Origin of the sequence: Stenotrophomonas sp. Y6 (genome assembly GCF_022436665.1) — a bacterium.
Taxonomy (GTDB): Bacteria; Pseudomonadota; Gammaproteobacteria; order Xanthomonadales; family Xanthomonadaceae; genus Stenotrophomonas; species Stenotrophomonas acidaminiphila_A.
The window spans coordinates 356,675-374,382 of the sequence record NZ_JAKUKB010000001.1 but is presented as its reverse complement, the minus strand read 5'-3'; the positions used below and the strand labels follow the sequence as shown (position 1 = coordinate 374,382).

Annotated in this window: 15 protein-coding genes; 13 read left to right on the top strand and 2 right to left on the bottom strand. The window is 69.7% G+C overall.

Translation table 11 applies throughout. The annotated features are described in order from the left end of the window. Positions 1 to 55: 55 nt before the first annotated feature. The 5 genes from MKP15_RS01770 (at position 56) to cyoD (ending at position 7,262) form a co-directional block, all read left to right on the top strand. Complete coding sequence (locus tag MKP15_RS01770) at positions 56 to 2,962, top strand: autotransporter outer membrane beta-barrel domain-containing protein (RefSeq protein ID WP_240211595.1); 2,907 nt, start codon at positions 56 to 58, stop codon at positions 2,960 to 2,962. A 280-nt stretch (positions 2,963 to 3,242) separates the two neighbouring features. Then, a complete protein-coding gene (gene cyoA, locus MKP15_RS01765) occupies positions 3,243 to 4,283 on the top strand; it encodes a ubiquinol oxidase subunit II (protein WP_240211594.1) in 1,041 nt (346 codons plus the stop codon). Positions 4,284 to 4,285: 2 nt separating this feature from the next. Further along, on the top strand, positions 4,286 to 6,286 hold the full coding sequence (gene cyoB, locus MKP15_RS01760) for a cytochrome o ubiquinol oxidase subunit I (RefSeq protein WP_104938368.1): 2,001 nt from the start codon (positions 4,286 to 4,288) through the stop codon (positions 6,284 to 6,286). After that, positions 6,283 to 6,921, top strand: coding sequence for a cytochrome o ubiquinol oxidase subunit III (cyoC, locus tag MKP15_RS01755; RefSeq protein ID WP_054664219.1), 639 nt, complete (start codon positions 6,283 to 6,285; stop codon positions 6,919 to 6,921). The genes cyoB and cyoC overlap by 4 nt, the downstream gene beginning before the upstream one ends. Beyond that, positions 6,921 to 7,262, top strand: coding sequence for a cytochrome o ubiquinol oxidase subunit IV (gene cyoD / locus MKP15_RS01750; RefSeq protein ID WP_054664221.1), 342 nt, complete (start codon positions 6,921 to 6,923; stop codon positions 7,260 to 7,262). The genes cyoC and cyoD overlap by 1 nt, the downstream gene beginning before the upstream one ends. A gap of 221 nt (positions 7,263 to 7,483) precedes the next feature. Here cyoD and MKP15_RS01745 read toward each other — a convergent pair whose 3' ends face one another. Then, positions 7,484 to 9,541: a bifunctional diguanylate cyclase/phosphodiesterase gene (locus tag MKP15_RS01745; RefSeq protein ID WP_240211593.1), complete on the bottom strand. Its 2,058-nt coding sequence runs from the start codon at positions 9,539 to 9,541 to the stop codon at positions 7,484 to 7,486. A 137-nt stretch (positions 9,542 to 9,678) separates the two neighbouring features. Between MKP15_RS01745 and radA the strand changes: the two genes are divergently transcribed. After that, positions 9,679 to 11,055, top strand: coding sequence for a DNA repair protein RadA (gene radA / locus MKP15_RS01740; protein ID WP_104938370.1), 1,377 nt, complete (start codon positions 9,679 to 9,681; stop codon positions 11,053 to 11,055). Between the two features lie 45 nt (positions 11,056 to 11,100). Continuing rightward, positions 11,101 to 11,571, top strand: coding sequence for a hypothetical protein (locus MKP15_RS01735; protein ID WP_240211592.1), 471 nt, complete (start codon positions 11,101 to 11,103; stop codon positions 11,569 to 11,571). A 27-nt stretch (positions 11,572 to 11,598) separates the two neighbouring features. Here MKP15_RS01735 and ccsA read toward each other — a convergent pair whose 3' ends face one another. Further along, a complete protein-coding gene (ccsA, locus tag MKP15_RS01730) occupies positions 11,599 to 12,393 on the bottom strand; it encodes a cytochrome c biogenesis protein CcsA (protein ID WP_240211591.1) in 795 nt (264 codons plus the stop codon). A 118-nt stretch (positions 12,394 to 12,511) separates the two neighbouring features. On the opposite strand from ccsA, the gene ffh reads away from it, so the two are divergent. The 6 genes from ffh to trmD all read left to right on the top strand — a co-directional run bounded on the left by ffh (position 12,512) and on the right by trmD (position 17,602). Then, positions 12,512 to 13,891, top strand: coding sequence for a signal recognition particle protein (gene ffh, locus MKP15_RS01725; RefSeq protein ID WP_240211590.1), 1,380 nt, complete (start codon positions 12,512 to 12,514; stop codon positions 13,889 to 13,891). A gap of 137 nt (positions 13,892 to 14,028) precedes the next feature. Further along, the gene (locus MKP15_RS01720) at positions 14,029 to 15,099 is read left to right on the top strand and encodes a nitronate monooxygenase (RefSeq protein ID WP_240211589.1); all 1,071 of its coding nucleotides are present in this window, start codon (positions 14,029 to 14,031) and stop codon (positions 15,097 to 15,099) included. A gap of 5 nt (positions 15,100 to 15,104) precedes the next feature. Then, on the top strand, positions 15,105 to 15,890 hold the full coding sequence (locus MKP15_RS01715; protein ID WP_240211588.1) for an aminotransferase class IV family protein: 786 nt from the start codon (positions 15,105 to 15,107) through the stop codon (positions 15,888 to 15,890). Between the two features lie 112 nt (positions 15,891 to 16,002). Then, positions 16,003 to 16,263, top strand: coding sequence for a 30S ribosomal protein S16 (rpsP, locus tag MKP15_RS01710; RefSeq protein ID WP_054664242.1), 261 nt, complete (start codon positions 16,003 to 16,005; stop codon positions 16,261 to 16,263). Positions 16,264 to 16,301: 38 nt separating this feature from the next. After that, positions 16,302 to 16,817: a ribosome maturation factor RimM gene (gene rimM, locus MKP15_RS01705; protein WP_104938375.1), complete on the top strand. Its 516-nt coding sequence runs from the start codon at positions 16,302 to 16,304 to the stop codon at positions 16,815 to 16,817. Between the two features lie 5 nt (positions 16,818 to 16,822). Further along, positions 16,823 to 17,602 (top strand): tRNA (guanosine(37)-N1)-methyltransferase TrmD, encoded by a 780-nt coding sequence (trmD, locus tag MKP15_RS01700; RefSeq protein ID WP_104938376.1) that lies wholly within the window; start codon positions 16,823 to 16,825, stop codon positions 17,600 to 17,602. Positions 17,603 to 17,708 lie beyond the last annotated feature (106 nt).

Sequence of the window (17,708 nt, the reverse complement as noted above, 5' to 3'; positions counted from 1 at the left end):
CCGCAGGCGCGGGATGAGCGGGAATACCGCTGCAACCATGGAGAGAGAAGTGCGAATGAAACGATCGGTATTGAGTATGGCGCTGTCCGGACTGCTGGCCACCGCCGCTGTCGGTGTGGCCGGCGACGCGAGCGCGATGACGGTCCACGTCAACGGTGACCGCATCTTCCTGAGCGGCGACGTCACCCTGGCCGACATCGTGGCGCTGCCGGCGATGCTGGCCAAGGCCGAGGCCGAAGGGCGGCCGTTCCGCGAGGTGGTGCTGCGCACGTCCAACGGCGGCGCGCTGATCAGCGGCGAATGGCTGCAGGCGGTGATCCGCACCGCCGGCCTGAACACCATCGTTTCCGGCCGCTGCATCTCTTCCTGCTCGATCATGCAGTCCGGTGGCGTCGAGCGTTACATGGCCGGCGACCTGCCGACCGAAGTGGACTCGGTGCAGATCCACGCCGCCAGCTCCGGCGGCCGCGTGACCTACGGGCCGTCGCCGCGCATGTTCGGCATCTACACCGGCAACTACGGCGGCGGCATGGACGAGGGGCTGCTGTACAAGGCGCTGTTCGAGGTGACCCAGCCCAACGGCCTGCTGGTGTTCGCCGACCCGGCGCGCACCAACGGCGACTCGGTCAGCTTCGATCCGGACGGTACCGGCCGCGCGGAAGAGACCTTCCCCGGCCAGGACATGTTCAACAACAACATCATGACCTCGGCCGACTACCGCAACCCGGGCGACACCCTGCGGGTGACGTCCAACGTGACCGGCGACATCAATCCCGGCTACCTGCGTACCGGCCGGCTGCTGCAGGCGCTGGTGGACGACGATTTCGCCCGCTGGACCGACGCCGATTACGGCACCACCTACATCAACCTGGCCGTCACGATCTACAACCTGGCGCAGAACGGCCCCAACGGCATCGGCCAGTTCTCGCTCCAGGATTACCTGAGCGATCCGGGGATCCAGGCGCTGCTGGGCTCCAAGCTGCGGCTTGACCAGCTCGATGCCTCGGCCCTGGCCGACTCGGCCGGCGTGATCAGCATCGGCAACGGCGCGGTATGGCGGACCGCGGCCACCACCGGCGCCGACCTGATGCGCGTGGAGAACGGCACGATCGCACTGGAGGGCGGTGCCCTGCGCACCACCGAGCTGCGCGTGCAGCGCGCCGGCGCGCTGGTCGGCCATGGCGACATCGGCTCGGCGACCATCGACTCGGACGCCATGCTCGGCATCACCGGGCCGTCGTGGCGCGAGGACGGCTTCAGCCGCGTGGTCGTCAATGGCCTGCTGATGCCGCGTGGCGGCGACCTCACCACCCATGGCTACGTCAACATCCAGCCGGGCTCGCTGGTGGCCTTCGACGTGACCGAGGCCGGCGGCGCGGCCGCGGGCCGCCTGCGCGTGGGCGGGTTCTTCGACGGTGGCATGAACGAGGGCGCGCTGGTCGTGGCGCCGGGCGCGCAGCTGGCGCTGAACGTGGCCGAGGGCTTCTATGGCGCCGACTACACCCGCGAGCTGATCGACGGCCCGATCTACATGGCCGGGGCCTACAAGGGCTTCCAGCAGGTCGCGCGCCTGGGCGATGACGCCTACAGCGCCAGCATCGTCGACGGCGAGGTGTTCCGCCCGCGCGCCAACTCGCTGCTGAGCTTCAACGTGCACCAGAGCGCCGATGGCCTGTGGCTGACCGCCAACACCGGCTTCGAGCAGACCGGGCTGTTCGCCAACACGCAGTCCGGCGATGGCCTGGGCCGCGCGCTGGCCGCGGCCGCCAACAGCGGTCGCGCCGGCATGAAGCCGCTGCTGGGCGCGCTGCAGTTCTCCGACCGCGACGTGATCCGGCAGCAGGCCGGTGCGCTGCGCGGCGACGCGCACGCCACCCTGCAGCTGGCCGACGCCGCGCTGGTCGACAGCATCGGCAACGTCATCCAGCGCCACCAGTTCGACATGCGCAGCAACGGTGGCGATGCCGATGGCCTGGCCGCGCGTGCGGCGCAGGCGGCGTCGGCGCAGCCGGGCATGGGCAGCAGCAGCCTGTTCAGCCAGCTGGCCATGCACCTGGTCGAGCCGGCCGCCAATGGCGAAGGCGAGGGCGGCATGCAGGGCGGCGACAGCCGTCGTGGCGTCGGTATCTGGGGCCGCGGCTTCAGCACCCAGGGCCGGATCAAGGCGCAGGGCGACGTTGCCGGGATGAAGCAGAACATCGGCGGCATCGTGGTCGGCGCCGACACCCGGGTGGCCGACGACAAGGTGGCGCTGGGCGTGAGCGTGGCCGCGGCCGACATGTCGGCCAAGGGCCGCGATGGTTCGGATTTCCACGGCGACGTGCGTGCCCTGGACATCGGCGGCTACCTGGACGCGGCCTATGCCAAGGGCTACGTGACCGCCTCGGTGCGCTATACCGACCTGCGCCACGACACCCGTCGCGGCATTGCCGGCATCGCCGGCCTGGACGCCCCGCTGCGCGCCAAGTACGACAGCGACGCGCTGTCGGCGCGCGTGGAGCACGGGCTGTCGTTCACCACCGCCGGCGGCACCGTGGTGCAGCCGCTGCTGCCGGTGGTCGACTACACCCGCCTGTCCAACGCCCGCTTCAACGAAGGCCAGGCCGTGGGCGCGCTGAGCGGCCGCAGCGGCAGCCTGGAGAGCCTGCGCGTCGGCGCCGGCCTGCAGCTGTTCAAGAGCTTCCATGGCAGCAACGGCGAGCGCATCACCCCGCACGCGCGGGTGCTGTGGCAGCAGGAGCTGGGCGATTCGCAGGCCCGCTTCACCTCGGCCTTCGCCGCGGCGCCGGACCTGACCTTCGGTGCGGCCAGCCAGGCCGTGGGCGAGCAGCTGCTGTCGTGGAACCTGGGCGTCAGCAGCCGCGCCAGCGAACGCCTGTCGGTGATGTTCGACTACGTCGGCGAGCGCCGCGACGGCCAGACCGTGAACGGCGTCATGCTGGGCGTCGGTTACCGCTTCTGACCCCGCAAGCCCCCCCGGTGGCCGGCGCCGGCCACCGGGAGGCGGCATGAATCCGCGCCCTGCGCGCGGGTGCGACAACATGTCGCATGCTGAATCGGGCTCCAGCTGCGCTGGATCATTGTCAATGCCTTTCTAAAGTGATGGGCGAAGCCTAGAATTGCCGCGCTGAATCCGGCAGTCCCGTATACGTTTTCCCCGGTGGTCCATCACCGGGTGGTCGTTTCGCGCAAGCGTGCAAGGGAGTGCCGGACCAGGCCCCCCCTCGCAATTGGATCGACCGATGATTCCGTTGAAATCACTTGGACGCAGCCTGCGTCCGGGCATGCTGCTTGTCCTGTCCGCGCTGTTGGCGGGCTGCGACGCGGCCATCCTCAACCCCAAAGGCCAGATCGGCCAGGACGAGAAGACCCTGCTGATCACCGCCACGGTGCTGATGCTGCTGGTCGTCGTCCCCGTGATCGTGATGACCCTGGCGTTCGCGTGGAAGTACCGCGCGTCCAATACCAAGGCCCGCTACGAGCCCAAGTGGTCGCATTCCACCGCCATCGAAGTGGTGGTGTGGTCGATCCCGTGCATGATCGTGCTGGTGCTGGCGGTGCTGACCTGGCGGTCCTCGCATGCGCTGGACCCGTACCGGCCGATCGAATCCGAGCGCGCCCCGGTGGTGGTCGAGGCGATCTCGATGGACTGGAAGTGGCTGTTTGTCTACCCGGAAGAGAAGGTGGCCGTGGTCAACGAGCTGACCTTCCCGGTCGATGCGCCGCTGAACCTGAAGATCACCTCCGACACGGTGATGAGCGCGTTCTTCATCCCCAGCCTGGGCAGCATGGTCTACTCGATGGCGGGCATGCAGACCAAGCTGCACCTGATCGCCAACGAGGCCGGTGCGTTCGAGGGCATGGCCTCGCATTACAGCGGCTCGGGCTTCAACAAGATGCATTTCACCGCGCATGCGGTGAGCGAGGAGCAGTACCGCGCCTGGCTGGACAAGGTCCGCGCCAGCGACAGGCTGCTGGACAAGGCCGCGTTCACCGACCTGGGCGCCGAGAAGAACCATGACTGGTATCCGGTGACCTATTACGGCCGCACCGAAGCCGGCCTGTTCGACTGGATCCTGGCCCGCCACATGGGCGACAACCACCACTTCGGCATGAAGAAGCACGACCCTGCGGCCGCGCCGCATGACGCCGCCGCGCACGCGGGCCACGAGGGCCATGAGGGCCACGACGCGGGCGACAGCCGGCCGGACGCTGCCGATGCCGCTGGACACAACGCTGACGAGCACGCCGCCCACGCCGGGCACGGCGCCTCGGGAGAATGACAATGCTGGGCAAACTGACTATCGAAGCGGTCCCGTACCACGAGCCGATCATCATGGTCACGCTCGGTGCCGCCGGGCTGATCGGCCTGCTGGTGCTGGGCCTGATCACCCGCGCCAGGCTGTGGGGCTACCTGTGGAACGAGTGGTTCACCTCGGTGGACCACAAGAAGATCGGCGCGATGTACCTGATCGTCGCCTTCATCATGATGCTGCGCGGCTTCGCCGACGCGATCATGATGCGCCTGCAGCAGGCCGTCGCCGCCGGCGGCGCCGAGGGCTACCTGCCACCGCATCACTACGACCAGATCTTCACCGCCCACGGCGTGATCATGATCTTCTTCGTGGCGATGCCGCTGATCACCGGCCTGATGAACCTGGTCGTGCCGCTGCAGATCGGCGCGCGCGACGTCGCCTTCCCGTTCCTGAACTCGCTCAGCTTCTGGCTGTTCGTGGCCGGCGCGGGCCTGGTGATGATCTCGCTGGGCGTGGGTGAGTTCGCGCAGACCGGCTGGCTGGCGTTCCCGCCCCTGTCGGGCAAGGAATACAGTCCCGGCGTCGGCGTGGATTACTACATCTGGGGCCTGCAGGTCTCCGGCCTGGGTACCACGCTGAGCGGCATCAACTTCTTCATCACCATCCTCAAGATGCGCACCCCGGGCATGAAGCTGATGCACATGCCGGTGTTCAGCTGGACCGCGCTGGTGACCAACGTGCTGATCATCGCCGCGTTCCCGGTGCTGACCGTCACCCTGGTGCTGCTGACCCTGGACCGCTACCTGGGCATGCACTTCTTCACCAACGACGGTGGCGGCAACGCCATGCTGTACATCAACCTGATCTGGATCTGGGGCCACCCCGAGGTCTACATCCTGGTGCTGCCGGCGTTCGGCGTGTTCTCCGAAGTCATCGCCACCTTCTCGCGCAAGACCCTGTTCGGCTACAAGGGCATGGTCTACGCCACCGCCTGCATCGGCGTGCTGTCGTTCATCGTGTGGCTGCACCACTTCTTCACCATGGGTTCGGGCGCCAACGTCAATGCCTTCTTCGGCATCACGACGATGATCATCTCGATCCCGACCGGCGTGAAGATCTTCAACTGGCTGTTCACGATGTACCGCGGCCGCGTGCACTTCACCTCGCCGGTGCTGTGGACCATCGGCTTCATGGTCACCTTCGTCATCGGCGGCATGACCGGCGTGATGCTGGCGATCCCGGCCATCGACTTCGTGCTGCACAACTCGCTGTTCCTGATCGCCCACTTCCACAACGTGATCATCGGTGGCGTGGTGTTCGGCATGTTCGCCGGCATCACCTACTGGTTCCCGAAGATGTTCGGCTTCAAGTTGGACGAGACCTGGGGCAAGCGTGCGTTCTGGTGCTGGTTCATCGGCTTCTACGTGGCCTTCATGCCGCTGTACGTGCTGGGCTTCATGGGCGTCACCCGCCGCCTGCAGAGCTATCCGAACGCCGACTACCAGCCGTACTTCGTGGTCGCCGCGATCGGTGCGTTCATCATCGGCGCCGGCATCCTGTGCCAGGTCATCCAGATCATCGTGTCCATCCGCGACCGCAAGAAGAACGTGGACCTGACCGGCGACCCGTGGGATGCGCGCACGCTGGAGTGGGAAACCGCTTCGCCGGTGCAGTTCTACAACTTCGCCGTGCTGCCCAAGGGCGAGGAACTGGATGACTTCTGGGAGCGCAAGCAGCGTGGCGAAGCCTGGCCGAAGCCGGCCCGCTACAGCGACATCCACATGCCGCGCAACACCGGCACCGGCGTGGTGATCGGCGCGTTCAGCCTGGTGTTCGGCTTCGCGATGATCTGGCACATCTGGTGGCTGGCCATCGTCGGCCTGGTCGGCATGATCGGCACCTTCATCTACCGCACGTTCGACAACGACGTGGATTACTGGGTGCCGGCCGCCGAAGTGGAACGCATCGAAAACGAACATCGCCGCCACCTGGAAGCGCAGGGGCTGGTGAAGACCGAGGTGAAGGCATGAGCACGACCGCCCACACGCTGAACCATGGCCACGCCGCGCACGCGGCGGACCATGGCCACGACCACGAGCACCACCACGACACCGGCGAGAAGACCATCTTCGGTTTCTGGGTGTACCTGATGAGCGACCTGCTCATCTTCGCCTCGCTGTTCGTCACCTACGTGGTGCTGGCCGGCGGTACCAACGGCGGCCCGGGCGCCAAGGAGCTGTTCGACCTGAAGTTCGTGGCCGGCGAGACCGCGCTGCTGCTGATCTCTTCGCTGACCTTCGGCCTGGGCATGATCGCCATGCACCAGAAGAAGGTCGGCCTGATGTTCACCTGGCTGGTCATCACCTGGCTGCTGGGTGCCGGCTTCATGGCCATGGAGATCTGGGAGTTCAACCACCTGGTGCACCAGGGCTACGGCCCGGACCACAGCGCCTTCCTGTCGGCGTTCTTCGCCCTGGTCGGTACCCACGGCCTGCACGTCAGCGCCGGCCTGCTGTGGCTGCTGGTGATGTTCATCCAGCTCAAGCGCAACGGCCTGACCCAGACCAACAAGACCCGCATGGCGTGCCTGAGCCTGTTCTGGCACTTCCTGGACCTGGTCTGGATCGGCGTGTTCTCTGTCGTCTACCTGTCGGGAGCCCTCTGATGTCCGCACATGACAACCACGCCCACGGTGCCGGCGGCGAGAGCCACGGCAGCGTCAAGTCCTACCTGATCGGCTTCGTGCTGGCGGCCATCCTGACCATCATCCCGTTCTGGGTGGTGATGAGCGGCGGCCTGTCCTCGACCTTCGCCACGGCGATGGTGATCCTGGTCTCCGGCCTGCTGCAGCTGCTGGTCCACCTGGTGTTCTTCCTGCACCTGGACCGCTCCTCGGCCGCGCGCTGGAACGTCAACGCCGGCCTGTTCACCGTGGTGGTGATCGGCATCATCGTCGCCGGCACGCTGTGGGTCATGTGGAACATGAACTACCACATGATGCACTGACGCCTGACGACGCCGTGACCGAAAAGGCCGCCCTCGGGCGGCCTTTTCCTTTGCCGGGTGGCGGACGCCCGCGCCGCGCTGCGTGCGCGGCCCGCCTGCCCGCGCGCGCAGTGCGGCAGCCGTTCGCGGCCTGTGCGGTTCGCGGGGGCCGGGACCCCGCCCCGGGCGTGCGTGCAAGGCGGGCCGCGACGCCGGGCCCGCGCCGCGGACGCCCCGCGCGCTCAACCGGCCTGGCGCACGAACGTCTCCGGGTCCATCGGCCGGCCGAGGTGGTAACCCTGCAGCAGGTCGCAGCCCAGCTGGTCGAGGAAGTCGCGCTGGGCCTCGGTCTCCACGCCCTCGGCCACCACCTGCAGCTGCAGCGAGCGGCCCAGCGCTACGATCGAGGACACGATGGCCGCGTCCTCGGTGTTGTGCTCCAGGTCGCGCACGAAGGCGCGGTCGATCTTCAACTCCGTGGCCGGCATGCGCTTGAGGTACAGCAGGCTGGAATAGCCGGTGCCGAAATCGTCGATGGCGATCTTCACGCCCATCGCGGTCAGCGTGTTGAGCCGCTGCAGGCTGTCCTCCACGTCCCTCATCGCCGTGGTCTCGGTGACCTCCAGGGTCAGGTGGCCGGGGGCCAGCGCATGGCGCTGGAGCGTGTCGCGCACCGTCTCCACCAGCCCCGGCGAGGCGAACTGCAGCGGCGACAGGTTCACCGCCATCGACCAGCCGCCGTGGCCGGCATCGTGCCACGCGCGCAGCTGCGCGCAGGCGCGGTCCAGCACCCAGTCGCCGATCGGCAGGATCAGCCCGCTGCGCTCGGCGATCGGGATGAAGGTGTCCGGGCCGAGCAGGCCCAGTTCGGGATGCTGCCAGCGCAGCAGCGCCTCGGCGCCGATCACCGGGTGGCCGCTGGCCGGGAACTTGGGCTGGTAATGCAGCACCAGTTCGTCGCGGGCGAGCGCGCGGCGCAGGTCCTGCAGCAGGCGCAGGCGGCGGCTGGCGCTGGCCTGCATGGCGGGGGTGAAGAAGGTGTAGCCGTTCCGGCCCGACTGCTTGGTGTGGTACATCGCCGCGTCGGCGTGCGCCATCAGTTCGCGCTCGCTGGTGGCATCGTCCGGGTACAGGGCGATGCCGAGGCTGGCGCTGAGCTGCAGTTCGGCCGCCTCGATCACGAACGGCTCGGCCACGGCCGCGGTGATGCGTTCGGCCACCACCACCGCGTCGTCGGTGGTCTCCACGTCCAGCACCACGACGAACTCGTCGCCGCCCAGCCGCGCCAGGGTGTCCTGCGGCCGCAGCAGCCCGCGCACGCGCTCGGCCATGCGCACCAGCAGGCGGTCGCCGAACTGGTGGCCGTAGGCATCGTTGACCAGCTTGAACCCGTCCAGGTCGCAGAACACCACCGCCACCGCGGTGCCGCGCCGCTGCGCCTTCTCGATCGCCTGCTCGATGCGGTCCTGCAGCAGCATGCGGTTGGGCAGCCGGGTCAGCGGGTCGTGCAGCGCCGCCTCCACCAGTTCCTGGTTGGCGCGCGCCAGCGAGTCGGCCAGGCTGCCGGTACGCCGGTGCAGGCGCTTGTCGAACAGCGAGGCGATCAGGGTGATGCCGATGATGCCCAGGGTGGTGACCACCACCAGCACCGCCAGCCAGCGGGTCTCCAGCCCGCCGTCGACCACCGCGCCGCAGATGCTGCCGGGCGGGAAGTCGGCAGCGGCCATCCCGGTGTAGTGCATGCCGACGATCGCCAGCCCCATCACCAGCGAAGCGGCCAGCCGCAGCGGCCGCGTGTGGCGGCCTTCGCGGCGCAGGCGCAGGGCGATCCACAGCGCCGCGCCCGAGGCGCCGATGGCGACCAGGATCGACGCGCTGAACCACAGCGGGTCGTAGTCGATGCCCGGCTGCATGCGCATCGCCGCCATGCCCAGGTAATGCATGGCGGCGATGCCGCTGCCCATCAGCACGGCGCCGGCCAGCAGCCGCGGCCACGGCAGCTGCGGCCGCGACGCCAGCCACAGGGCATAGGCCGACGCGCCCACCGACGCGGCCATCGAATACAGGGTGATGGCCAGGTCGTAGCCGACCGGGATCGGCAGGTGGAAGGCCAGCATGGCGATGAAGTGCATCGACCAGATGCCCAGGCCCATGGCCAGGGCGCCGCCGGCCATCCAGCCACGCAGGCTGCGGCCGCTGGCCGTGGCCAGGCGCCCGGCCATGTCCAGGGCCGTGTACGAAGCCAGGATGGCGACCAGCAGCGAAATGACCACCAGGGTCGGGTTGTAGGTGCCAACCATGCGCGCAGCGTCCGCCGATTCGTGGCCAAAGAATGCACCAGACAACGGCATGCCGCCGTGCTTCTTTAGTCGTGCCGGTCGCATCGGCTGCGACGGCCGGCGGGTATCCTGTGCGCGCATCCACTCGAGGACCCCCGATGGCGAAGAACCGCACCGCCTATGTCTGCAGCGAATGCGGCGCCGAATACAGCAAGTGGCAGGGCCAGTGCACCGAATGCGGCGCCTGGAACGTGCTCGGCGAGGTCGTGCTGGAGAGCGCGGCCGCGGTGAAGGCGCCGGCCGCGCGTCGTGGCGGCTGGGCCGGCAAGGTCGAATCGCCGAAGATCACCGCGCTCAAGGACGTGCGCCAGAGCGAGCACGCGCGGGTGTCCACCGGCATCGGCGAGTTCGACCGGGTGCTGGGCGGCGGCCTGGTCGAGGGCGCGGTGGTGCTGGTCGGCGGCGACCCGGGCATCGGCAAGTCGACCCTGTTGCTGCAGGCGCTGGCGAAAATGGCCGGCACCCTGCCGGTGCTGTACGTGACCGGCGAGGAATCGCTGGCGCAGGTGGCCGGGCGCGCGGTGCGCCTGGACCTGCCGCTGGACGGCCTGGACGCATTGGCCGAGACCGGCATCGAACTGATCCTGCAGCATGCCGCCGCGGCGCGCCCGAAGCTGATCGTTGCCGACTCGGTGCAGACCCTGTGGACCGAGACGCTCACCGCCGCGCCCGGCTCGGTCAGCCAGGTGCGCGAGAGCGCCGCGCGGCTGGTGCGCTTCGCCAAGGAGACCGGCACCGCGGTGTTCCTGGTCGGCCATGTCACCAAGGAGGGCGGCATCGCCGGCCCGCGGGTGCTGGAGCACATGGTCGACGCGGTGCTGTATTTCGAGGGCGAAAGCGGCAGCCGCTTCCGCGTGCTGCGCGCGTTCAAGAACCGCTTCGGCGCGGTCAACGAACTGGGCGTGTTCGCCATGGGCGAGAAGGGCCTGAAGGAAGTGCCCAACCCCTCGGCGATCTTCCTGTCCGGCGGCAGCACCCGCCAGCCCGGCAGCTGCGTGATGGTCACCCGCGAGGGCACCCGGCCGCTGCTGGTGGAGGTCCAGGCGCTGGTCGATTCCTCGCCGTTGTCCAACCCGCGCCGGGTCGCGGTGGGGCTGGAGCAGAACCGGCTGGCGATGCTGCTGGCGGTGCTGCACCGCCATGGCGGGGTGATGGTCGGCGACCAGGACGTGTTCATCAACGTGGTCGGCGGCATCCGCGTGCAGGAGACCGCGGTCGACCTGCCGGTGCTGCTGGCGGTGCTGTCGTCGCTGCGCGACCAGCCGCTGGCGGACAAGACCATCGCCTTCGGCGAGGTCGGCCTGTCCGGCGAGATCCGGCCGGTGCCCAACGGCGAGGAGCGCCTGCGCGAGGCGGCCACGCATGGTTTCAAGCGCGCCATCGTGCCCCGTGCCAATGCGCCCAAGGCCGGGTCGGTGAAGGGCATGGAGGTGATCGCGGTCGAGCGCCTGGCCGAAGCGATCGAGGCGGCCTGAGTGGCGCGCGCTGGATCGGTGATGCGCCGCCGGGGCAGGGCATCGATGCGTATTTCCCGGGCCATGACCGGTGCCGGGGTGCTGGGCTTGCTGCTGGCGCCGGTGGCGCAGGCCGCACCCGCCTGCGCGGCCCCGCTGGCGGTGGCGCGGGCATTGTTCCAGGCCGGGACGTCCGCGCGCTTCCTCGACACGCCCGATGCCCTGCTGGCCCCGGGGTTCGCACGGCTGATCGCGGCCGAGCGCGATTGCCAGCAGCGCGAGCAGGGCATCTGCCGGCTCGACCATGACCCGTGGCTGGACGGGCAGGATGGCGAGGTGGATGCCGGACCCGGCTACCAGTGGGTGGCGCAGTCGCCGGCGGCCGGAACGGTGGAAGTGCGTTTCGCGGTATGGGGCGAGCCGCGCCTGGCGCGGTTGGCGATGCGCCGCCAGGCCGATGGCTGCTGGCGGGCCGAAGACCTGATCACCGATCGCGGGCAATCCCTGCGCGCGCTGCTGGTGCGGCCGTTTCCCTGAGTCGCCGGCGCGGCGCCGGGGCGTGGGTCAGCGCGCGTGCCCGAACACCAGTTCGATCACGAACTGGCTGCCGAAGAAGGCCAGCAACAGCAGCACCATCGCGCTCAGCGTCCAGTGCACCGCCTTCACCCCGCGCCAGCCATGCCGGCGGCGGCCGATCATCAGCGTGCCGAACACCAGCCACGACAGCACGCTGAGCACGGTCTTGTGCACCAGTTTCTGCGCCAGCAGGTCGTCCACGAACAGCACCCCGGTGACCAGGGTCAGGGTCAGCAGGCAGAAACCGACGGTGATGGTGCGGAACAGCAGCGTTTCCAGGTCGTTCAACGGCGGCAGGGCGCGCAGCCACGGCCGGAAATCACGCCGGCGCAGCGCCCGTTCCTGCAGCCACAGCATGATCGCCAGCAGCGCGGCGATGCTCAGCGTCGCGTAGGCCAGCAGCGCCAGCCAGGCGTGGGTGGCCAGGCGCCAGCCCAGCACCCGGCTCGGTTCATGGCCGTAGCCGTGGTAGGCCAGCAGCAACAGCGCGGCCATCGGGAACACCAGTACCCCCAGCGCCGCCATGCGCCCGCGCGCGCCCACCACGGTGGTGAGCGCGGCCATGCCCAGCGCCACCAGCGACAGCGCGGCGAAGAAATGCATGTCCGGCCCGCCACTGGTGCGCATCGCCACCAGCAGGTGGTAGCCGGCATGCAGCACCACCGCCGCGGACGCCGGCCACAGCCAGCTGCGCGAGCCGCTGGCGCGTTCGGCGGCCAGGCCATGGACGAGCAGGCCGGTGGACAGCAGGTAGAGCGCGGTCGCGATGAGAACGATTGTCATCGCCACAGTTTCGCACACGCGCCCGCCGCTGGCGATGCGCGCGGCGCCAGGGCGGCGGCAAGCGCCGGCGGCCGCTATAATTTGGCCTCTTTGCCAACGTTCCCGCAGGTTGCACCGCATGTTCGAGTCCCTGACCCAGCGCCTTTCCGGCACCATCGAGCGCCTGCGCGGCCGTGGCCGCCTGACCGAGGAGAACATCCGCGAGGCGACCCGCGAGGTGCGCATCGCGCTGCTGGAGGCCGATGTCGCGCTGCCGGTGGTGCAGGCGCTGATCGAGAAGATCAAGGTGCGCGCGGTCGGCCAGGAGGTGCTCAAGTCGCTGACCCCGGGCCAGGCGCTGATCAAGGTCGTGCGCGACGAACTCACCGCGGTGATGGGCTCGCAGGCCACCGACCTGAACCTCAACGTGCCGGCGCCGGCGATCATCCTGATGGCCGGCCTGCAGGGCGCGGGCAAGACCACCACGGTCGGCAAGCTCGCCAAGCACCTGAAGGAAAAGCGCAAGAAGAAGGTGATGGTGGTCTCGGCCGACGTCTACCGCCCGGCCGCGATCGAGCAGCTGAAGACGCTGGCCGAGCAGGTCGGCGTGCTGTTCTTCCCGTCGTCGGCCACGCAGAAGCCGGTGGACATCGTGCGCGCGGCCATCGACGACGCCCGCAAGTCGTTCGTCGACGTGCTGCTGGTCGACACCGCCGGCCGCCTGGCCATCGACGAAGCGATGATGGCCGAGATCAAGGCCCTGCACGCGGCGGTCAACCCGGCCGAAACCCTGTTCGTGGTCGATTCGATGACCGGCCAGGACGCGGCCAACACCGCCAAGGCGTTCGGCGAGGCGCTGCCGCTGACCGGCGTGGTGCTGACCAAGACCGACGGCGACGCCCGCGGTGGCGCCGCGCTGAGCGTGCGCTACATCACCGGCAAGCCGATCAAGTTCACCGGCACCGGCGAAAAGGTCGACGGCCTGGACGTGTTCCACCCCGAGCGCGTGGCCAGCCGCATCCTGGACATGGGCGACGTGCTGTCGCTGGTGGAGCAGGTCGAGCAGCAGGTCGACAAGGACAAGGCGCAGAAGCTGGCCGAGAAGGTCGCCAAGGGCAAGAAGTTCGACCTCAACGACATGCGCGACCAGCTCGAACAGATGCAGAACATGGGCGGAATCGGCGGGCTGATGGACAAGCTGCCGGGGCTGGGGCAGATCCCCGAGCACCTCAAGCAGCAGGTGCAGCAGAGCAAGGAAGTGCCGCGCATGATCGCCATCATCAACTCGATGACCAAGAAGGAGCGGCGCAACCCGGGCCTGCTCAACGGCTCGCGCCGCGCCCGCATCGCCCGCGGCTCCGGCACCCAGCCGGCCGACGTCAACAAGCTGATGAAGCAGTACATGCAGATGGAAAAGATGATGGGCAAGCTGTCCGGCGGCGGCATGAAGGGCATGCTGCGCAACATGAAGGGCATGCTCGGCGCGATGGGCGGCAAGGGCGGGCTGCCGTTCCGCTGAGCCGCGCAGGCGCCGGTGGCGGCGCTTGTGCCGGTGCGGCCGAACCCGGCACCCGCCATCGCGTCGCCGCCGGGCGGGCCACCGTTGGCGGCGCCGCACGGCCCGGCGATGATGGTGGCTCCCGATTGGAGTGCGGCATGAACCCGGACATCCGTCAACGCACCGAGCGTTTCTGCCGGCGTTTCGGCCTCGAACTGCCGGTGCTGCTGGCGCCGATGGCCGGTAGCTGTCCGGTGGCCCTGTCCGCCGCCGTGGCCAATGCCGGCGGCATGGGCGCGATGGGCGCGGTGCTGTCCACGCCGGAACAGATCGGGCAGTGGATGGACGACTTCCGCCGGCAGTCGCGCGGCCCGGCCCAGGTCAACGTCTGGGTGCCGGACCCGGCGCCGGTGCGCGATGCCGCCGCCGAGGCCGCGACCCGCGCCTTCCTCGAGCGCTGGGGGCCGGCGGTGCCAGCCAGCGCCGGCGATGCCGGCCCGGCCGATTTCGACGCGCAGTTCGACGCCCTGGTCGCGGCGCGGCCGGCGGTGGCCTCGACCATCATGGGCTTGTTCTCCGCCGCGCAGGCCGCACGGCTGAAGGCCGCCGGCATTGCCTGGTTGGCCTGTGCCACCACGCTGGACGAGGCGTTGCAGGCGCAGGCCGCCGGCGCCGACGCGGTGGTCGCGCAGGGGATGGAGGCCGGTGGCCACCGCGGTGCGTTCGTGGACGCGCGCGCCGAGGCGCAGATGAGTGGCCTGTTCGCGCTGCTGCCGCGCCTGGCCGACCGGCTTGAGGTACCAGTGATCGCGGCGGGCGGCATCGGCGACGGTCGCGGCGTGGCCGCGGCGCTGCTGCTGGGCGCCAGCGCGGTGCAGGTGGGCACGGCGTTCCTGGCCGCCGACGAATCCACGATCGCCGAGACCTGGAAACAGGCGCTGCCCGTGGCGGAACCGGAACATACCCGCACCACCCGCGCTTTCAGCGGCCGCCTGGGCCGCGCGCTGGACACCGCCTACGTGCGGGCCGCCGAGGCCGCCGATGCGCCACCGCCGCGGCCGTACCCGGTGCAGCGCGGGCTGACCGCCGGCATGCGCCGGCAGGCCCAGGCCGACGACCGCCTGGACGCGATGCAGGCCTGGGCCGGGCAGTCGGCGTGGATGGCGCGGCGCGGCCCCGCCGCCGGCCTGGTGCAGGGGATGTGGCAGCAGGCGCAGGCGCTGCTGTGACGGCCGTGTCCTGCAATGGCCAACCGGTCGATGCCGGGCTGCTCGACGCGGCCCTGGTCAACTATGGGCATTTCACTTCGCTGCAGGTGCGCGGCGGCGCGGTCCAGGGCTGGGCGCTGCACCTGCGGCGCCTGCAGCAGGGCACGCGCGAACTGTTCGACGCCGAACTGGACGAAGCGCGCCTGCTGGGCTGGCTGCGCCAGGCGCTGCAACGCAGCGGCATGACGGACGCCTCGCTGCGCATCACCGTGTTCTCGCGCGCGTTCGACTTCCGCCAGCCGTCGCGGGCGGTGCCGGTGGACGTGCTGGCAAGCGTCGCGGCGCCGGCCACGGTGCCCGCCGACGCCCGCGCGGTGCTGCCGGTGCGCTACCAGCGCGACTCGCCGCAGCTCAAGCACGTCGGCACCTTCCCGTTGTTCCGGCAGCGGCGCCTGGCCATGCGCCAGGGCTTCGACGATGCGCTGTTCGTCGACGCGGCCGGGCGGGTCAGCGAGGGCAGTACCTGGAACATCGCCTTCCTGGCTGGCGAAGAGGTGGTGTGGCCGCAGGCGGAAGCGCTGCGCGGCACCGCCGAACAACTGCTGGTGGCCGGACTGCAACGGCTGGGGCGGGCGCAGGCGTGGCGCGAGGTGCCGCTGGAGGCCCTGCCGGGCTTCTCCGGGGCCGTGGCCTGCAACGCCACCGGGCTGTGGCCGCTGGCGCGCGTCGGCGACTGCCGGTTCGCGGAGTCGGCGGCATTGCTGGAGCGGCTGCGGCAGGCGCTGGCGCAGGAACCCTGGCGGCCGCTCTGAACCGGCCCGTTCAGGCAGGGCAGGGGGCGGGCTTGGAATGGGCCGGGGGCGCGGCTATAATCGCCGGCTTACCGCGCCATCCTGGCGACTGGGCTACAAAGGAAAAACCACCATGGTCAAGATTCGACTGACCCGCGGCGGCGCCAAGAAGCGTCCGTTCTACCACATCATCGTCACCGACGTCCGTAGCGCCCGCGACGGCCGCAACATCGAGCGCGTCGGCTACTACAACCCGGTCGCCCAGGGCGCCGAGCAGCGCGTGGTGCTGGACATCGCCGCGGTCGACAAGTGGGTCGCCAACGGCGCCCAGCTGACCGACAAGGTTCGCAACCTGTACAAGGAAGCGACCAAGGCCCAGGCCGCAGCGGCCTGATCCTGGCGGACCGCGCGCAAGCGCGGCCCGACTGCTTTATGAAGAAAGATTCCGAGCGCCGGATCCTGCTGGGCAGGGTGACCGGCGCTTTTGGTGTGCGCGGCGAGCTCAAGCTCGAGTCCTGGACCGAGCCGCGGCTGGCCATCTTCAACTATCAGCCCTGGATCCTGCGCAGCCCCTCGGGGCAGGAGTCGCAGATCTCCGGCGTGCGCGGCCGCGAGGCCGGCAAGACGCTGGTGGCGACCTTCCCCGGGGTGGACGACCGCAACGTGGTCGAGGCCATGCGCGGCACCGAGATCCATATCCCGCGCAGCGCGCTGCCGCCGCCGAAGCCGGACGAGTACTACTGGGTCGACCTGGAAGGCCTGGACGTGCGGACCGTGGACGGCGTCAGCCTGGGCCGCGCCTCGCACCTGTTCAATACCGGCGCCAACGACGTGCTGGTGGTGCGTGGCGACCGCGAGCGCATGGTGCCGTTCGTGATGGACGACTTCGTCAAGTCGGTCGACTTCGATGCCAACCTGATCGTGGTCGACTGGGACCCGGAGTTCTGAGCCCGGTGCGCATCGACGTCATCACCCTGTTCCCGGAGTTCATCGCGCAGTCGGCCGCGCTGGGCGTGGTCGGCCGCGCCCGGGAGCGCGGCCTGCTCGACCTGCACGGCTGGAACCCGCGCGACCATGCCGAGGGCAACTATCGCCGCGTGGACGACCGCCCGTTCGGCGGCGGCCCGGGGATGGTGATGCTGATCGAACCGCTGCGCGCGGCGCTGGCCGCCGCCCGTGCCGCCGACCCGGCCCCGGCGCCGCTGATCTACCTGAGCCCGCAGGGCCGGCCGCTGACCCAGGCCCGGGTGCGTGAACTGGCGGCGTTGCCGCGGATGATCCTGCTGTGCGGCCGCTACGAGGGCGTGGACGAGCGTTTCCTGGCCGCCGAGGTGGACGAGGAAATCTCCCTGGGCGACTACGTGCTGTCCGGTGGCGAGCTGGGCGCGGCGGTGATCATCGACGCGGTGACCCGGCTGCAGGAGGGGGCGCTGAACGACGCCGAATCCGCGGTCCAGGACAGTTTCGAGGGCGACGGCCTGCTGGACTGCCCGCACTACAGCCAGCCGGCCAGCCACGCGCTGGGCGACGTGCCGGAGGTGCTGCGCTCGGGCAACCATGCCGCGATCGCGCGCTGGCGCCGGCAGCAGTCGCTGCTGCGCACCGCCCTGCGCCGTCCCGACCTGCTGGACGAGGCCCGCCTGGGCAAGGCCGACCGCAGGCTGCTGGACGAGGCGCGGCAGGCCCTCGCCGGCGAAGGGGATGCCCCCACTGGCGCCGGCGGCGGCGCATAGGCTAGAATTGCGGATTCCCATGGCCCCCGGGCCCTGCGGACCGCCAGAACAACAATCGTGCAGCGCAATCCGGCGACTGCATCAGCCCAAGTTGTCGAAACGACAC